This is a genomic window from Pseudarthrobacter linnaei (assembly GCF_055412825.1).
In genome coordinates this window covers 14,855-31,234 of sequence record NZ_JBVAYX010000018.1, presented here as the reverse complement: position 1 = coordinate 31,234, position 16,380 = coordinate 14,855, and the positions used below count along the sequence as shown (strand labels likewise).

The 16,380-nt window shown below is 67.9% G+C and carries 16 protein-coding genes; 3 read left to right on the top strand and 13 right to left on the bottom strand.

Annotated features, from left to right (window positions below; all coding sequences use genetic code 11):
- Positions 1-44: 44 nt before the first annotated feature.
- A complete protein-coding gene (gene ppgK / locus ACZYZ3_RS14605; RefSeq protein WP_463964533.1) occupies positions 45-848 on the bottom strand; it encodes a polyphosphate--glucose phosphotransferase in 804 nt (267 codons plus the stop codon).
- A gap of 88 nt (positions 849-936) precedes the next feature.
- On the bottom strand, positions 937-1,815 hold the full coding sequence (gene map, locus ACZYZ3_RS14600) for a type I methionyl aminopeptidase (RefSeq protein ID WP_463964532.1): 879 nt from the start codon (positions 1,813-1,815) through the stop codon (positions 937-939).
- A 70-nt stretch (positions 1,816-1,885) separates the two neighbouring features.
- Here map and ACZYZ3_RS14595 point away from each other — a divergent pair, with 70 nt between their 5' ends.
- Positions 1,886-2,053, top strand: a complete 168-nt coding sequence (locus ACZYZ3_RS14595) for an SPOR domain-containing protein (protein ID WP_128081649.1) — start codon at positions 1,886-1,888, stop codon at positions 2,051-2,053.
- 666 nt (positions 2,054-2,719) lie between these two features.
- On the opposite strand, the gene tyrS is transcribed toward ACZYZ3_RS14595, so the two are convergent.
- From tyrS to ACZYZ3_RS14570, 5 genes are all read right to left on the bottom strand, one after another.
- Positions 2,720-4,033 (bottom strand): tyrosine--tRNA ligase, encoded by a 1,314-nt coding sequence (gene tyrS / locus ACZYZ3_RS14590; RefSeq protein WP_463964531.1) that lies wholly within the window; start codon positions 4,031-4,033, stop codon positions 2,720-2,722.
- A gap of 75 nt (positions 4,034-4,108) precedes the next feature.
- Positions 4,109-6,337 (bottom strand): HelD family protein, encoded by a 2,229-nt coding sequence (locus ACZYZ3_RS14585; RefSeq protein WP_463964530.1) that lies wholly within the window; start codon positions 6,335-6,337, stop codon positions 4,109-4,111.
- Positions 6,338-6,406: 69 nt separating this feature from the next.
- On the bottom strand, positions 6,407-6,589 hold the full coding sequence (locus ACZYZ3_RS14580) for a hypothetical protein (RefSeq protein WP_463964529.1): 183 nt from the start codon (positions 6,587-6,589) through the stop codon (positions 6,407-6,409).
- 385 nt (positions 6,590-6,974) lie between these two features.
- Positions 6,975-7,583: a hypothetical protein gene (locus ACZYZ3_RS14575; protein ID WP_463964528.1), complete on the bottom strand. Its 609-nt coding sequence runs from the start codon at positions 7,581-7,583 to the stop codon at positions 6,975-6,977.
- A gap of 110 nt (positions 7,584-7,693) precedes the next feature.
- Positions 7,694-8,368, bottom strand: a complete 675-nt coding sequence (locus tag ACZYZ3_RS14570) for a DNA-3-methyladenine glycosylase (RefSeq protein WP_463964565.1) — start codon at positions 8,366-8,368, stop codon at positions 7,694-7,696.
- A gap of 100 nt (positions 8,369-8,468) precedes the next feature.
- Here ACZYZ3_RS14570 and ACZYZ3_RS14565 point away from each other — a divergent pair, with 100 nt between their 5' ends.
- Both ACZYZ3_RS14565 and ACZYZ3_RS14560 read left to right on the top strand, forming a co-directional pair.
- On the top strand, positions 8,469-10,070 hold the full coding sequence (locus ACZYZ3_RS14565; RefSeq protein ID WP_463964527.1) for an AlkA N-terminal domain-containing protein: 1,602 nt from the start codon (positions 8,469-8,471) through the stop codon (positions 10,068-10,070).
- Positions 10,067-10,579, top strand: coding sequence for a methylated-DNA--[protein]-cysteine S-methyltransferase (locus ACZYZ3_RS14560; RefSeq protein WP_463964526.1), 513 nt, complete (start codon positions 10,067-10,069; stop codon positions 10,577-10,579). Before ACZYZ3_RS14565 ends, ACZYZ3_RS14560 begins: the two co-directional genes overlap by 4 nt.
- A 97-nt stretch (positions 10,580-10,676) precedes the next feature.
- On the opposite strand, the gene ACZYZ3_RS14555 is transcribed toward ACZYZ3_RS14560, so the two are convergent.
- The 6 genes from ACZYZ3_RS14555 to argF all read right to left on the bottom strand — a co-directional run bounded on the left by ACZYZ3_RS14555 (position 10,677) and on the right by argF (position 16,364).
- Positions 10,677-11,417 carry a maleylpyruvate isomerase family mycothiol-dependent enzyme gene (locus ACZYZ3_RS14555; protein ID WP_463964525.1) on the bottom strand — a complete coding sequence of 247 codons (741 nt, stop codon included), beginning with the start codon at positions 11,415-11,417 and terminating at the stop codon, positions 10,677-10,679.
- A gap of 50 nt (positions 11,418-11,467) precedes the next feature.
- A complete protein-coding gene (locus tag ACZYZ3_RS14550; RefSeq protein WP_463964524.1) occupies positions 11,468-11,998 on the bottom strand; it encodes a pyridoxine/pyridoxamine 5'-phosphate oxidase in 531 nt (176 codons plus the stop codon).
- 78 nt (positions 11,999-12,076) lie between these two features.
- On the bottom strand, positions 12,077-13,504 hold the full coding sequence (argH, locus tag ACZYZ3_RS14545; RefSeq protein WP_463964523.1) for an argininosuccinate lyase: 1,428 nt from the start codon (positions 13,502-13,504) through the stop codon (positions 12,077-12,079).
- A 5-nt stretch (positions 13,505-13,509) separates the two neighbouring features.
- Positions 13,510-14,715 (bottom strand): argininosuccinate synthase, encoded by a 1,206-nt coding sequence (locus ACZYZ3_RS14540; protein ID WP_463964522.1) that lies wholly within the window; start codon positions 14,713-14,715, stop codon positions 13,510-13,512.
- A gap of 120 nt (positions 14,716-14,835) precedes the next feature.
- Entirely contained in the window at positions 14,836-15,369 is a 534-nt protein-coding gene (locus tag ACZYZ3_RS14535; protein ID WP_463964521.1) for an arginine repressor, read from the bottom strand.
- Entirely contained in the window at positions 15,369-16,364 is a 996-nt protein-coding gene (argF, locus tag ACZYZ3_RS14530) for an ornithine carbamoyltransferase (RefSeq protein ID WP_463964520.1), read from the bottom strand. The genes ACZYZ3_RS14535 and argF overlap by 1 nt, the downstream gene beginning before the upstream one ends.
- Between the last annotated feature and the right edge of the window lie 16 nt (positions 16,365-16,380).

Below are 16,380 nucleotides of genomic sequence, written 5' to 3'. Positions count from 1 at the left end.
TTCTAGGCATTCAGAACGACCCCGAGTGATAGCTCTTTTTTTGGCTACTTGGCGAGCTTGTGTTTCAGCGCGATCTCGAGGGCGGCGCCGACGATGCCGGCGTCGTTCTTCAGCTCGGCCGGAACGATGGGCGTGCGCAGCTGCAGCCGCGGCAGATATTCGTCCGCGCGCTTCGAGATGCCGCCGCCGATGATGAACAGCTCGGGGGAGAAGAGGAACTCCACGTGCGACAGGTAGCGCTGCAGCAGGACGCTGTACTCTTCCCAGCTCAGGCCGTCCCGCTCACGGGCCACCGCCGAGGCTTTGCTTTCGGCGTCAAATCCGTCAATTTCCAGATGGCCGAGTTCGGCGTTGGGGACCAGCTTGCCGTCGAAAATGAAGGCGGAACCAATACCGGTCCCGAGCGTGATGACCAGCACGGTCCCCTCCACGAATTCGCCAGCGCCGTAGCGTGCCTCGGCAAGGCCGGCGGCATCGGCGTCGTTGATGACCTCCACCGGCCTGCCCAGGCGGGCAGTCAACATCGCGTCGATGTCCATTTCCAGCCAGGACTTGTCGACGTTGGCGGCCGAGTGGACCACTCCGTGCTGGATGATACCGGGAAAGGTGACGCCCACCGGCGAGTCGGGGGCCGGAGCGTCCGGCCGGGCGGACAGCTCGGCGACAACCTGGGCCACAACCTCGGCCACGGATTCGGGTGTGGAGGGCTTCGGGGTGGGCATGCGCAGGCGGTCACCGACCAGTTTCCCCTTCTTCAGGTCCACGATCCCGCCCTTGATCCCGGTGCCACCGATGTCGATGCCGATGAGCGGAGCGTTCTTCTTCAACTTCTCGTCCTTCTTGGCCAATGTGGTTCCGTTCGTGGCAGGGGGCGGGGTAGGAGGGTGCGGCCCAAGGCCGACGGGCGAAGACCGGGATCTTCTGGTGGAGCGGGAATTAGGGGAGCGTCAAGACTTCCGCGCCGGACTCCGTGACAAGCAGGGTGTGCTCGAACTGTGCGGTACGTTTGCGGTCGCGGGTCACGACGGTCCAGTCATCGGCCCACATGTCCCAGTCCACGGTGCCAAGCGTCAGCATCGGTTCGATCGTAAAGACCATTCCGGCTTCGATGACGGTGTTGTAGGCGGGTGCGGCGTCGTAGTGGGGGATGATCAGGCCGGTGTGGAAAGCCTCACCGACGCCGTGGCCGGTAAAGTCCCGGACCACGCCATAACCGAAGCGCCTGGCGTAGGACTCGATGGTCCGCCCGATCACGTTGATTTCCCGGCCGGGGGCCACGGCACGGATGGCGCGGTTCAGGGACTCCTGCGTGCGCTCGACGAGCAGCCGGGATTCTTCATCGACATCCCCGGCCAGGAAGGTGTAGTTGGTGTCGCCGTGAACGCCGCCAATGAAGGCCGTGATGTCGATGTTGAGGATGTCCCCGTCCCGGACCACAGTGCTGTCCGGGATGCCGTGGCAGATGACTTCGTTCAGCGATGAGCACAGGGACTTGGGGAATCCGCGGTAGCCGAGGGTGGACGGGTACGCGTTGTGGTCGAGCAGGAACTCGTGGCCCACCCGGTCCAACTGGTCCGTGGTGACGCCGGGCTGGATGTGCTTTCCGACCTCCACGATCGCCTGCGCGGCGATCCGTGAGGCGATGCGGATCTTTTCGATGGTCTCCGCCGACTTGACCTCGGAGCCGGTGAACTTGGCCGGTGCGGGCTTACCCACGTATTCGGGACGCGGGATCGACACCGGAACGGGAAGCTGCGGACTGACGGCTCCCGGGACGAGGGTACCGATGGGTGCAGTCGAGGCGAGAGAAGGCATACATTGATCATATAAGGCGCGGCCGGAGGCAAATAAACAACGGCCAGGAAATATCAGCTGAGGAGCATCGATGCCGGAGTACTGGTACAACGTCAACACGCATGAGGTCGAAGAGGACGCCATGTCCGATTGGAGCCAGCTGATTGGCCCGTACAAGACGCGGGAAGAAGCTGAACACGCCCTCGAGAAGGTTAAGGCCCGCAACGAATCCTGGGAAAAAGGCGACGAGGACGACTAAAGGCGATCACCCATAGTGGAGCTGCAGGCACTCCTGGCAAGGGTCCTCGAGGGGCGCTGGCCAGGATGGATCCTCCGGGACTCCTGCAGGGAATCCGTGCCGGGCGTATTGAGGTACCAGTGCGGGAAGGGGTCCGGGGGCAGTTCCAGGTGGGGGTCCCGGTCTGGGTCCGCGGGCAAATCCTGGCCCGGTCCGTCGTCCGCGGGCGGGCCTTGGTCTAGGCCGTCGCCGGTNGGGTGGCAGGCCTGATCAATTCAACCAATTCAATACAATAAATTGGTATCAACAAACTTGGCACACTATTGAGTTCTCAAACAACAGACACATTCGAAGTACTACCCGAAACAATTCAATGCAATTGAATTATTCTGTTTCGCTTTTTCTTCGCTGCGATATTTGAAGCTTATTTCATTCATATCCACTTTGCAAATCCAGATTTTCATCTAAATTCCACTTGGTGGAACAATTGCGCCCACGAAAATGTGAAGCAATTTTCACTCCTGCGCCGCGTGCTCCAGGGGAGCCGAAAGCGCTAGAAGAATTGCTTCTCTATTTTTGTTGGGGTTGGTCACCACTCTGCGGTGGCGACTCAAAAAACAATACACCCTCCTTCCCGACCTTGCAACTGGGTCGGGCAGGAGGGTGCAGATGACGTGCGGTGCCGTTCTAGGCCGCGGAAACTTCCACCGTGGCAAGGTTCTTCTTGCCCCGGCGCAGCAACAGGTAGCGCCCGTGCAGCAGCTGGCCGGGCTCGATCACGGCGTCCGGATCCGCGACCTTGGCGTTGTTGACGTAGGCCCCGCCCTCCCCCACGGTGCGGCGGGCGGCGGACTTGCTCTCCGACAGGCCCGTGGCGACGAGCAGTTCGATAATGCCCAGACTGCCGGCATCGACGGTGGCCGACGGGAGTTCGGACGTGGCAGCCTTGAGCGTGGCCTCGTCCAGGACGCTGAGGTCACCATTGCCGAACAGTGCGGCAGAGGCGGCGATGACCTTCTCCGTGGCGTCCACGCCGTGGACGAGGCAGGTCACCTCGTAGGCGAGCTTCCGCTGTCCTTCGCGGGCGAAGGGCCGCTCGGCCACCGCGGTTTCCAAGGCCGCAATCTCGGCGCGGCCCAGGAAGGTAAACACCTTCAGGCGTGCCGCCACGTCGCTGTCCGCCGTGTTGAGCCAGAACTGGTAGAAGGCATAAGGGCTGCACATCTCCGGATCAAGCCAGATGGCGTTACCCTCGCTCTTGCCGAACTTCGTGCCGTCGGAGTTCGTGATGAGTGGAGTACCCAGCGCGTGGACGTGCTCGCCTTCTACCTTGCGGATGAGATCGGTGCCACTCGTAAGATTGCCCCACTGGTCCGAACCGCCGGTCTGCAGGACGCAGCCGTAGTCGCGGAAAAGCTGCAGGTAGTCCATGCCCTGAAGGATCTGGTAGCTGAACTCCGTGTAGCTGATCCCCTCGTCGGAATTCAGGCGGTTGGCAACAATGTCCTTCTTGATCATGGTGCCGACCCGGAAGTGTTTGCCGATCCCGCGAAGGAAGTCGATGGCGCTCAGCGGCGCGGTCCAGTCAAGGTTGTTGACCATTTGTGCCGCGTTGTCGCCCTCGAAGCTGAGGAAACGCTGGACCTGCTCCTGCAGTTTCCCGACCCATTCGGCGACCGTCTCGGGGGTGTTCAGCACGCGTTCGGCGGTCTGCCGGGGATCTCCGATCAGGCCGGTGGAGCCGCCGACCAGACCGAGGGGCTTGTGGCCGGCCAGCTGGATCCGGCGCATCAGCAGCAGCTGGACCAGGTTGCCCAGGTGCAGGCTTGCCGCGGTGGGGTCGAATCCGCAGTAATACGTCGCGGGATCACCGGCGAGGAGCTTCTCCAGCTCCGCCTCATCCGTTGAGACGTGGACCAGGCCTCGCCATTTCAGCTCCTGCCACACATTGGCGAAGCTGGGGTCATTCTGCTGGGAACGTAGATCATTTAGCTGGGACACGGAATCTAAGTTAGCAGGGTCCGGGCGCCGTCAGCGCCTGTGACCGCCGGGCGCCCGGGCGCCCGGCGGCGGTCCTCAGTCCTCGATGCCCGCCGGCACCCCGGCGGAGGCGATGAGCCGCAGCCGCTGGGTGGGCCTGGTCATCGCGACGTACAGGTCGCCGACCCGGCCGTGCTCATGGTTGAGCATGGCCGACGGCTCCAGCACCACGACGCCGTCGAACTCCAGGCCCTTGGCTTCACGGGGGCTGATCACCACGATGTCCTGCACGTAGCTGCCGGCATCCGTGCCGACGCGGCGGCCATAGACTGTGCGCAGCGCGGCGGTCGCCTCGGGGAGGAGCTCGCCGTCGGCAATGACGGCCAGCAGGCCGCCCTCAAGCGCGCCCAACTCCTCCGGCATGACCTCCACGAGCTTGCTGATGATGCCGCCGCGCTCGACGCGGTCGATCACCGGCGCCCAGCGGCCCTCGCGGACCGCCTTCGGTGCGGACACGACGAGCCCCGCCGCGTTGGCCATCCGGGCGGCCGCTTCCGCGATCTGCGACGGGGTGCGGTAGTTGACCGTGAGTTCCTCGAGCTGCCAGCGGTCGCCGAACATGGGCGCGAGGGCGCTGTGCCAGGAGTTGGCGCCGGCCACGGAGCTCGTCTGGGCAATATCGCCCACGATGGTGAAGGACTTCAGCGGGCAGCGGCGGACCAGCAGGCGCCACTGCATCGGAGAGAGCTCCTGGGCCTCGTCCACCACAATGTGCCCGAACGCCCAGCTGCGGTCCGTCGTGGCGCGCTCGGCGGCGGTCAGCCGGGCTTCGCGTTCCTGGTTTTGATCCACGAGCTCTTCCGCGGAGATCAGGACGTCCACGCCGGCTGTTTCCATATTGACCAGCGTCTGCTTGGCATTGGCCAGGTCGCGGGCACGGTCCTGTTCCTGCTGGGCAAGTCCGCGGCCTGCGGCAGCGTCGAGTTCGCCGAGGAGTTCGGCGGCCTCGTCCAGCAGCGGCACGTCCGCCTCGGTCCACGGGGCGTCGGCGGGCCGGAGCAGCAGTTCACGCTCGGCCGGGGTGAGGTGGGGGGTGCAGGCCGCCAGGATCGCCGGTCGGCTGAGGAGTTCACCGATGAGCTTCTCCGGCGTCATCGGCATCCAGCAGAGGTTCAGGGCGATGCGGACGTCCCGCGCGGAGCGGACGTCCTCCGCCAGGTAGGAGCGGTCAGCGTTGTTGCCGATGCTGCCGGCTTCCACGAGTTCCGTCAGCTGCTCGGTCAGTTCGCGCAGCAGGATCTTGACGAACGAGACACGGGCCTCGTTGTGCGGCTTGCCGGTCGAGCGGGCCCGGTCCCGGGCACGGCGGACCTGCCGCGGGGTGAGCAGAAGTTTGCGCCCGTCGACTTCGAGGACGCGGTTCTCCGCCGGGATTCGCTGCCGGTTGGCCACGGCGTTCGCCACGACCTCGGCCATGTCCAGCCTGCCCTTGATCGCCGCAACCGCGGAATCGGGTTCGGCGATGGCGTGGATGCCAGGCATCAGGCGCCCTACACTCGCCATCACGACTCCGGTTTCGCCGAGCGACGGCAGCACACGCTCGATGTACTTCATGAACGACGACGACGGGCCCACCAGCAGGACACCGGCGGTCTTGAGCCGGTCACGGTGGGTGTAGAGCAGGTAGGCGGCGCGGTGCAGTGCGACCGCGGTCTTGCCGGTGCCGGGACCGCCCTGGACGACGAGGGCACCAGAAATCGACGAACGGATGATTCGGTCCTGCTCGGACTGGATGGTCCCCACGATGTCCGACATCCGGCCGGTCCGCTTGGAGTTCAGGGCCGCCAGCAGGGCGCCCTCGCCCTGGAGGGACTCGTTGTCGGCCAGCAGGTCGGCGTCGAGGACGTCATCCTCGATCGCTTTGACCTCGCGGCCCTGCAGGACCAGGTGGCGGCGGCGGCGCACACCCTGCCGGTCGAACGCGGTGGCCTGGTAGAAGTGCCCGGCCTCGGGCGCGCGCCAGTCCAGCATGAGGCGCTGGAGGTCGTCGGTGGTCAGGCCGATCCGGCCGATGTACTGGGCCTCCCCGGAGTCGAGGTCGAGGCGGCCGAACACGAGCCGGTCGTCGACGGCGTCGAGCTGCGCCAGGCGGTCCTCGTACAGCGCGGCGAAGGCGTCGCGCTCGGAGACGTTCTGCATGGTGCCCACCGCACCGGCACGCCGTACCTGCGCCAGCTGGGCGCGCTTTTCCGCCCGCAGCTCATCCAGCCGGGCGTAGAGTCCGGCCACGTAGTCGCGTTCATGGGCCAAATCAGCGTCGTGCATCGAACGTTCCCCTATCGAAAAAGACAGACCAACCATTCTACAACCATTTTTGTCCCCCGCCGGCACATGTCAGTTTTGTGCAGGCATTCTACCGAGGGGTGCGGAATGGTCCACTCCTGCCGGCGGCAGCTTCCCGGCTTTGCGGCCGGTGATAACGCCGGTGCCGGCGGCGGACGCTGAAGCGAGGCGCACCTGGCAGGACACCATCACGGTGACGAACCGGACGATGGTATCGGCCGGGATATCTGACATCGCGCCGAGCATCCTGTTGGACAGCCAGAGGAAAAGTCCGGCAACAAGGACGCTTGTCGGCAGATCCTCGACCGGCGTCACTCCGTGCCCGAAACCGAAATGACTCCGGTTGCTGTGCCTGGCCCCGGGCTCGGAGCGGCGGGGCGGGGGTCTCAGGCGTCAGCGGGGGTTCCTATCGCCACACTCGACCGCGATGGCGGGCGGCCGATGCCCCGCCGCAACATCAGGAAGGACCAGTGCTCCGGGCGCCGCGCCCACGAGAGCCGTTCACGGCTCAGGGCCCCCGCCCGACCTCGGCCAGGGCGGGCGGCGCCTGCAACCGCACCCGACGCCGGGGTGGTGGAGTCAATCCTGGCCATCGTTCTCTGGGGGTGCTCGCTGTGATTCACCCATCACCCTTACTGGCCGGACCCGGGTCGCTGACCGGTGCGGCGGGTGAGCGCAGGAGCCCGTGCGCCAGCCCGTACCTGACGACGTCGAGCGCCTTGCTGAGCGCATGTTCCGCGTCGAACCGCTGGGCCGCCGCCGCATCCAGGCGGTCGTGGTCCTTCGCCCATTCGGAACGGCGGAACCGGTCAGCGTCCCCGTGCAGGAGCCGTCCGTAGAGAAAGTCTTCGAAAACCTCGCGGCCGTCGTCCGGGGCCGCTCCGGGCATCTCATGCTGGCGGCCCTGGACCATCTCGGCGGTGAACTGTTCAGCCACCGATTCCGCCCCCTCCGCGAGCCTGTGGTCTGCGGCATAGTTGCAAAGCCGGAGTGCCCTCACCACCAGTTTGAGGGACACGTGTTCATCCCGGACGATGAATTTGCGCAGCAGGGCCGCACGGAAGAGCTCCAGCCACCGCCGGCGTTCCGCCTCGGGGGAATCTGCCGGCACCGGCCCGTCAGCAGGCTTGAACAGCTCGACCATCCGGAAATAGTCGGCGGCCAGCTGCGCAAAGATCTCGAGCCGTTCGAGCTCGCTGCGTGGTTTCCCGCGCTTGCCCTCACCCATGTAATGCCATCCTCCCCCGCCGCCGGTTCCAGGAAACCGCCAATACCGCCAGAACCCCCAAACCACTTCAGCCGCCAGCCAAACCACAGCCGCCCGCCACAGCCGTCCGGCTAGGCCGTCCGCACCCTCGCGGCCTTGTAGCGCGAGACGGTCGGGTCACCGCTCAGCCAGAAGCGCCAAGGGTAGTCGTGGGTGCCTCCGGGGCCGGAGACACCGACGCGCGGCCCGGCGCTGACGTCCACAGCCGGCAGGGCGGGCAGTTCCAGTCCGAACGGGGCCTGGAGGGCGTCCCTGCCGCTGTCCGCCGTCGTGATTCCGAGCGACGTGGCGAGCCGGGCCGGGCCGCTCGCAAGGTCCTTGGGCGATTTCGACGCCGGCCGCCGGCTGAGCGCGAGCTGCTCGCCGGCCACAATCTCGCCGGCCCGCAGCAGCACGGCAGAGGCCACACCGGCAGGCCCGCACACGATGTTGGCGCAGTGGTGCATGCCGTAGGTGAAGTAGACGTAGAAACGGCCGGCCGGGCCGAACATCGGGGCGTTGCGCGCGGTCGCGCCGCGGAAGGTGTGCGAGCCGGGGTCCGGGTGCGGCGAGTCATGCGGGCCCAGGTAGGCCTCTACCTCCGTGATCCGCACGGACACCGGGCCGCCGCTCCCCCCATGCGTCAGCACCGCGCCGAGCAGCAGGGGCGCCACCTGCCGGGCGTCCAGGGACAGGAGCTCCCGCAGTGCGTCCGCGGGCGGCCCGCCGGAAGGGAGTCCGCGGCCCGGCACACGGAGTGGAGGCATCAACGTCATGCTCCGACTTTAACAAACGGCACCCTTCCCCTTCCACAGCCGTGTCCGATTTCCGCTAGCAGCAGCTCCCGGAAGCTGGCAGGATGAACGCATGGACTTCTGGCAGCGCTACCGGGCAATCGATGCCCGGGACACCCGGTTCGACGGGCAGTTCTACACCGCTGTCCGCACCACGGGCATCTATTGCCGGCCCTCCTGCCCGGCCCGGACCCCCAAGGCGGGGAATGTCACCTTCTACGAAACGTCCGCCGCCGCGCACGACGCCGGGTACCGGGCCTGCAAACGCTGCCTGCCCGAGGCCGTCCCCGGCACGCCGGCCTGGAACGTGCGCTCCGACATTGCCGGACGCGCGATGCGGCTCATCAACGACGGTGTGATCAACCGCGACGGTGTGGAGGGGCTGGCGGCCCGGCTGGGCTACTCCTCGCGGCAGCTCAACCGGATCCTGAGCCACGAACTCGGCGCGGGACCGCTGTCGCTGGCCCGGGCAGGCCGGGCCCAGACAGCCCGCACCCTGCTCGTTTCCACGACCATGAAAGTCGCCGACATTGCCTTCGCTGCAGGTTTCAGCAGCGTGCGCCAGTTCAACGGGACCATCGGCGAGATCTTCGCCATGACACCCTCGGCGCTGCGGGCCACGGCCCGGCACCACCGTCCGCCGGGCCCGCCCGCGCAGTCGACGACGGCACTGACATTGAACCTGCCGTACCGTGAGCCGTTCGACCCGGGTGTCTTCGAGTTCCTCGCGGTCCGGGCCATCCCGGGGATCGAACAAGGCTCGCCGACTTTCTATGCCCGGACCCTGCGCCTGGCCCATGGCGACGCCCGCTTCCGGGTGGACTACGACGCCGGCTCCCCGGGCCGTCCGCTCGTGCTGACCATCGGCGCCGTGGACCTCCGGGACCTGCCGCCCCTGCTCAGCAGGGTCCGGCGGCTGCTGGACCTCGACGCCGACCCGGTCGCCATCGACGGTGCGCTGGGGTCTGATCCGCGGCTCTCCGCCAGTGTCGCCGCGACCGCCGGGATCCGGATGCCCGGCGCCGTCGACCCGCAGGAACTGCTGGTCCGGGCCATGATCGGCCAGCAGATCACCGTCGCCGCCGCCCGTACCGCCCTCACCCAACTGTCCGCAGCCGGCAGCGAGAGCCTGGTCCCGGCGGACGGCCTGCACCGGCTGTTCCCGACGGCGGAGCAGATTGCCGGGCACGGTTTCGAACTGCTCCGCGGTCCCCAGCGCCGCATCGATTCCGTCCGCGCAGCCGCCGCGGCGATGGCCTCGGGCGGGCTCGACTTCGGCTACGGCGACGACCTTCCCGGCCTGGAGTCCAAACTGCTGCCCCTCGCCGGTGTGGGGCCTTGGACGGTGGGCTATCTGGCGATGCGCGTGATCGGCGCCCCGGATGTCTTCCTGGCCAACGACGCAGCGGTACGCAATGGCATCCGCTCCCTCGCCCGGACGACGGACGGCGCGGCAGCGGCCCCGGACACCACCTTGAGTCCTGATTTCCGGGAGCTCAGCCCCTGGCGCTCCTACGCCACGATGCACCTCTGGCGCGCTGCAGCGGCGGCCCAGGCCGCGGCGCGCAAAACGCCCCCGACTCAGACTCTGCCACCCCCGCACGCTCCGCCGCAGGCACGAACAAGGACTCCAGTTCAGGCCCCACCGCAGACTCCGAAGAAAGCGATCCGATGAAAGCCCAGTTGTTGACCATGTCCACCCCGGACGGCCCGTTCACCATCATTGCCCGGGACGGGGCCGTGCTGGCCTCGGGGTGGACTGCCGTTCCGGGCGAGCTGACCGGCCAGATCCATCCGGAGCTGCTTCCCGGGGATTACGAGACCGTCAGCGGGCTCGGCGGCATCTCGGCGGCGGTGGAGGATTTCTATGCCGGAAACCCCGGGCCCGCTATGGCGGTGCCGGTGCTGCAGAAGTCCGGTCCATTCCGGGGGCACGCGTGGGATGTCCTCAGGACGGTCGCGCCGGGACACCCCGTGACCTACACCGAGTACGCGGAGCTGTCCGGCAACGTCAAAGCCGTTCGCGCGGCGGCCAGCGCCTGCGCCTTCAACGCGGCAGCGCTGTTCGTCCCCTGCCACCGGGTGATCCGCACGGACGGCAGCCTGGGCGGCTTCCGCTGGGGGCTGGACATCAAGGAAAGCCTGCTGGACCGGGAACGCCGGCAGGGCTCCGACGTGGCATAGCGCCGGCCGCTTTGCGCCGAGTGCCAGTCGCCGAGGTGAGAGCTTGCGCCCGCGTCGCAACGGATCATCGGCGTCGGATGTCGCCTCGGCGCGGGTCCTAAGGGGTGACGGGCACCCCGGCCGGCCAGGGCAGCAGCGCCGGGAGGTCCACGCCGTCGGCCGCCGCGGTGGCGCGCAGGCTGCCGAGGCTCGGGGTGCGTCCCGCGAGCCAGGCCGCGATATCGGTCAGCATGCCGTTGATGGCGGTCGACCGGCCGCCAGGGGTACCGATCGACACTGCCGGCAGGCCGAGCGGCTGGAGCACGAACCGCTGCCCGTCCGGCACCCGCGCGGCGAGGAAATCGAAGAGGTGCTCGCAGAACGGCCGGCTCCACGTTTCCGGGCCGCGCCCGGTGCCGAGGTCGGTGGCGTGGATGACGAGCTCGCGCCAGAGCGCCAGCCCGCCGTCGACAACGACTCCCCCGCGGAAGCTGATGGGCGCCTGCCAGCCGGCGTCGTCCAGCGCGCCGAAGGCCTGCAGCGCCCGGTCCAGGGCGGCGTCCAGATCGGCCCGGTGTTCCGCGATCGGATGCCCGGCAGCCATCTCGATGGCGCGGGTCCGGCCCTCGTAGCCGCCGTCATAAAGCTCTATGCTGTCGCCTTGGGCGGCGTATTCCAGCTGGCGGGCCATCGCATTCGCGATCCCGCAGACGTGGGCCAGCACGTGGCCGCGCGTCCAGCCCGGCAGTTCCGAAGGGGCCTTGAGGTCCCCGTCGGAAAAAGTGGCCGCGATTCCAGTTACGACGCCGGCAGCGCGGCGCAGTTCGTCCAGGAGTTTTTCCGGCGTGATGGTGGTCATGGCGATCATCCTAATACGAACGCCATACGGACACCCTGAACGAATGCCGATTAACTGAACGACTCCGGCCCAAAGCGGTGGCGGAGATGCCGGCGGTCGTGCCGGGCCTGCCAGAACTCGATCTCCCGGGGCCGGAGGGCGTACAGCTGCCAGTCCGGGTTGTCGCTGCCGTCCGCGCCGGGCCGGGCGTGCCAGTCCGCAGCCGAGGCCTCGGCGGACAGCTCCACCACACCGCCGGTGACGCGCACCTGCCGACCCTGCTGCTGCCAGAAGAAGTTCAGGGCGGCGTGCGGGTTGGCCGCGAGTTCGAGCCCCTTGCGGGATTCCCTGGAAGTCGCGAAGTGCCAGCCCTCAGCATCGATGTCCTTGAGGATCAGCATCCGGGACGACGGCCTCCCGAGCTCATCCGCTGTGGCAAGGCTGCACGCGTTGGGCTGCGGGACACCGGCGGCCAGCGCCTCCTCGAGCCAGAGCCGAAAGAGTTCGGCGGCGTCCGCGGGGGCGGTGTCCGGGTCGAAGTCCGGGAGCACCTCGGGGAAATCGGGCAGGGCACGCAGCAGCTGGCGGAACGTTTCGCTCATGTCCCTACCTTAAACGAAGGAAGTCCCGGCAGGGCCCGACCATCAGTGGCCGGCCCTGCCGGGACTGCCCGGCGCGTGCTACCCCGCGTATCCGCGGACGGCGGCGAGCTCACCCTCGAGGGCGAGCAACTGCCGCTCGACGGCGGCCGGTGCGGTGCCGCCCTGGGAGTTCCGGCTGTTCAGCGAGCCTTCGGTGGACAGGACCGTACGGACCTCCGGCGTCAGGTGCGCGGAGATCGCGGCGTATTCCTCATCCGTGAGGTCCCAGAGTTCGACGCCGCGGCTTTCGGCCTGCTTGACCGCGGCGCCGGAGAGCTCGTGCGCCTCCCGGAACGGAACGCCCTGGCGGACCAGCCATTCGGCAATATCCGTGGCCAGCGCGAAGCCCTGCGGTGCCAGGGCCTCCATCCGTTCGGTATTGAACGTCAGCGTAGCGATCATGCCGGAGACTGCCGGGAGCAGGACCTCCAGCGTGTCGGCGGCGTCGAAGACCGGTTCCTTGTCCTCCTGCAGGTCGCGGTTGTACGCGAGCGGCAGCCCCTTCAGGGTGGCCAGCAGCCCGGTCAGGTTGCCGATCAGCCGGCCGGCCTTGCCGCGTGCCAGTTCCGCCACGTCCGGGTTCTTCTTCTGCGGCATGATCGAGGAGCCGGTGGAGTAGGAATCGTGCAGGGTGACGAAGGAGAACTCCTTGGTGGCCCACAGGATGACTTCCTCCGACACGCGGGAGAGGTCCACCCCGATCATGGCCGTGATCCACGCGAACTCGGCGAAGACATCGCGGGAGGCGGTGCCATCGATCGAGTTGTGCGTGGCGGAGAAGAAGCCCAGGTCCGCGGCCACGGCTTCCGGGTCCAGGCCCAGGGACGAACCCGCGAGGGCGCCGGAGCCGTAGGGCGAGACGCCGGCGCGCTTGTCCCAGTCCTGGAAACGCTGCACATCGCGCAGCAGCGCCCAGGCGTGGGCCAGCAGGTGGTGGCTGAGCAGCACCGGCTGGGCGTGCTGCAGGTGGGTGCGGCCGGGCATGGCCACGCCCCGGTGCGCCTTGGCCTGCTCGACGAGGGCATCGACCGTGGCGAGCACGCCGCGGGCGATGATCCGGGCGTGGTCGCGCAGGAACATCCTTCCCAGCGTGGCCACCTGGTCGTTGCGGGACCGGCCCGCGCGGAGTTTGCCGCCGAGCTGGGTGCCGGCGCGCTCGATCAGTCCGCGTTCCAGCGACCCGTGCACGTCCTCATCGGATTCCGCCGGCAGGTAGGCGCCGGAGGCGACGTCCATATCCAGCCGGCCCAGGGCGTCCAGCATGCCCTCGAGCTCGGCGTCGTCCAGCAGCCCGGCCTTATGCAGCACACGGGCGTGCGCCTTGGACCCGGCGATGTCGTAGCGGGCCAGCCGCCAGTCAAAGTGCGTGGACTTGCTCAGCGCGGCGAGGGCGTCCGCGGGGCCGCCGGCGAACCGGCCGCCCCACAGGGCACCCGCATTTGTCGCCTCGGACTTCTGCTCAGCCACGCGGGCTACTGACCTGCGACGCGGATGTCGCGGCCGGAGGCAACCTTGGCGGACATGCCCCACAGCTCGATGAAGCCGCGCGCCATCGACTGGTCGAAGGTGTCGCCGGTGTCATAGGTGGCGAGGTCGAAGTCGTAGAGCGAGGTCCCGGAGCGGCGCCCGTTGACGATCGCCTGGCCGCCGTGCAGCATCATGCGGATGTCACCCGTGACGTAGCGCTGCGTGTCCTCGATGAAGGCATCGAGGGAGCGCTTGAGCGGCGAGAACCACTGGCCGTCGTAGACCAGCTCGGACCAGCGCTGGCCGACCGTGGCCTTGAAGCGGGCCTGCTCGCGCTCGACCGTGATGTCCTCGAGGTGTTTGTGCGCGGTGATGAGAGCCATGGCGCCCGGTGCCTCGTAGACTTCGCGGGACTTGATGCCGACGAGGCGGTCCTCGACGACGTCGATGCGGCCGATGCCCTGGGCGCCGGCGCGGCGGTTGAGTTCCTTGATGGCCTGCAGCGGGGTGACCCTGATGCCGTCGATCGCGACCGGGATGCCGGCCTCGAAGGAGATGGTGACCTCGTCCGGGGCCGGGGGGAATTCCGGGGTCGCGGTGTAGTCGTAGATGTCCTTGGTGGGGGCGTTCCAGATGTCCTCGAGGTAGCCGGTCTCGACGGCGCGGCCCCAGACGTTCTGGTCGATCGAGTACGGGTTTTTCTTGGTGGTCTCGATCGGCAGTCCCTTGTCCTCCGCGAAGGCGATGGCCTTGTCGCGGGTCAGGGCGAGGTCGCGGACCGGGGCAATGCACTTCAGGTCCGGGCCGAGGGTCTGGATGCCGACTTCGAAGCGGACCTGGTCGTTGCCCTTGCCGGTGCAGCCGTGGGCCACCGTGGTGGCGCCGAACTCACGGGCGGCCTTGACGAGGTGCTTGACGATCACCGGGCGCGAGATCGCGGAGACCAGCGGGTAGTGGCCCTGGTAGAGGGCGTTGGCCTTCAGCGCGGGCATGCAGTATTCGTCGGCGAATTCGTCGGACGCGTCGGCCACGTAGGCCTCGACGGCGCCGCAGCCCAGGGCACGCTGGCGGATCGTCTCCAGCGACTCGCCGCCCTGTCCGACGTCGACCGCCACGGCGATAACCTCGGCGCCGGTCGCTTCACCGATCCAGCCGATGGCTACGGATGTATCCAGGCCACCGGAGTAGGCCAGCACAATACGCTCAGTCACTTGAAATGCTCCTTAGTTGTTTGGGGAAATTAGTTGTTTGGGAAAAATATCGAGGGAAAGCTTGTCTACGGAAAGCCTGTCACATCCCGGTCGCAGGCCCAATCTTCAGGCCGGGTGCTCTCAGCCGGTGCCGGCGTCCTCGGCGAGCTGCAGGAAACGGGCGGCCGTGCCGGCCCCGCCGAGCGGATCGCGGGTGACCAGCAACACGGTGTCGTCGCCGGCGATGGTGCCGAGGATCGAGGGCATCACGGAGTGGTCGATGGCCAGGGCGAGGAAGTTGGCCGCGCCCGGCGGCGTCCGGAGCACCACGATGTTCGCGGACGCTTCGGCGCTCACCAGCAGTTCCCCGCAGAGCCGGGCCAACCGCGCGTCGAGGATCTCCTGGGTGACGCCGCTCTTGGCGGCGCGTTCCCCGCCCTCCCCCGGCACCGCGTAGACGAGCACGCCGTCCTTGCCGCGCACCCGCACCGCGCCCAGCTCCACCAGGTCCCGGGACAGCGTGGCCTGGGTGACCTGGACGCCGTCGTCCGCGAGCAGCGCCGCCAGTTCGGCCTGCGAGCGGACCGATTCACCGGTGAGGATCGTGGTGATCCGCGCCTGCCGGGCCGTCTTGGTGGCCGGACTGGCCCCCGGAGAGGCGGGCTGGACGGACACTATCCGAGTCCTTCGACCGGCGCCAGCCCCTCGACGATAGCCAGCCGGGAACGGTGCATCAGCCACGCCATCAGGGCCTTCTGGGCGTGCAGCCGGTTCTCGGCCTCGTCCCAGACGACGGACTGCGGACCGTCGATGACGGCCGCGGCGATCTCGTAGCCGCGGTAGGCGGGCAGGCAGTGGAGCACGACAGCGTCCGGCGCGGCGAGCTTCATCGCCGCCTCATCGACGGCGTAGCGGCGGAACAGCTGCAGCCGGGCTTCCTTCTCGTCCTCCTGGCCCATGGACACCCAGGTGTCGGTGGCGACGACGTCGGCGCCGAGCAGCGCCTCGGCGGGGTCCACGGTGACGAGCACCGAGCCGCCGGTCTCCGCCGCACGGTCTTCGGCCGCAGCGATGATGGCCGGGGACGGCAGGTAGCCGTCCGGGCCGGCGATGCGGACATGCATGCCGGCGGTGACGCCTGCCAGCAGGTAGGAGTTGGCCATGTTGTTGGCGGAGTCGCCGAGGTAGCACATGGTCAGGCCCGCCAGGTCGCCCTTATGTTCCTTGATGGTGAGCAGGTCCGCGAGGAGCTGGCAGGGGTGGTAGTCATCGCACAGGGCGTTGATGACCGGCACGCGGGAGTTTGCGGCCATGGCCACCAGCCCGGAGTGGGCGCCGGTGCGCCAGACGATGGTGGACACCATGCGTTCCAGGACCTTGGCGGTGTCCTCGACGGATTCCTTATGGCCGATCTGCGCCTCGCCCGGGTTGATGACCAGCGCGTTGCCGCCCATGTCGGCGACGCCGGCTGCGAAGGACACCCGCGACCGGGTGGAGGTCTTGTCGAAGATCACGGCGACTGTCTGGCGTCCGCTGCCTTCCGCGGCGAAGGGCTGAACGCTGTAGGGGGCGGCCTTCATCCGGACGGCGAGGTCCAAGACCTCGGCCTGCTCGGCCGGGGTGAGGTCCGTGTCCTTAAGGAAGTGGCGGGTCTGGCTGGTAGAAGTCACGGTCGAAATGTCAGTC

Bases quoted from the DNA above. Each gene is read 5' to 3' on its own strand.
- ACZYZ3_RS14580 (WP_463964529.1), bottom strand. From the start codon at position 6,589: ATGTCAGATATCCCGGCCGATACCATCGTCCGGTTCGTCACCGTGATG.
- ACZYZ3_RS14585 (WP_463964530.1), bottom strand. From the start codon at position 6,337: ATGCACGACGCTGATTTGGCCCATGAACGCGACTACGTGGCCGGACTC.
- ACZYZ3_RS14565 (WP_463964527.1), top strand. From the start codon at position 8,469: ATGGACTTCTGGCAGCGCTACCGGGCAATCGATGCCCGGGACACCCGG.
- ACZYZ3_RS14560 (WP_463964526.1), top strand. From the start codon at position 10,067: ATGAAAGCCCAGTTGTTGACCATGTCCACCCCGGACGGCCCGTTCACC.
- ACZYZ3_RS14555 (WP_463964525.1), bottom strand. From the start codon at position 11,417: ATGACCACCATCACGCCGGAAAAACTCCTGGACGAACTGCGCCGCGCT.
- map (WP_463964532.1), bottom strand. From the start codon at position 1,815: ATGCCTTCTCTCGCCTCGACTGCACCCATCGGTACCCTCGTCCCGGGA.
- ACZYZ3_RS14570 (WP_463964565.1), bottom strand. From the start codon at position 8,368: ATGCCTCCACTCCGTGTGCCGGGCCGCGGACTCCCTTCCGGCGGGCCG.
- ACZYZ3_RS14595 (WP_128081649.1), top strand. From the start codon at position 1,886: ATGCCGGAGTACTGGTACAACGTCAACACGCATGAGGTCGAAGAGGAC.
- ACZYZ3_RS14550 (WP_463964524.1), bottom strand. From the start codon at position 11,998: ATGAGCGAAACGTTCCGCCAGCTGCTGCGTGCCCTGCCCGATTTCCCC.
- ACZYZ3_RS14575 (WP_463964528.1), bottom strand. From the start codon at position 7,583: ATGGGTGAGGGCAAGCGCGGGAAACCACGCAGCGAGCTCGAACGGCTC.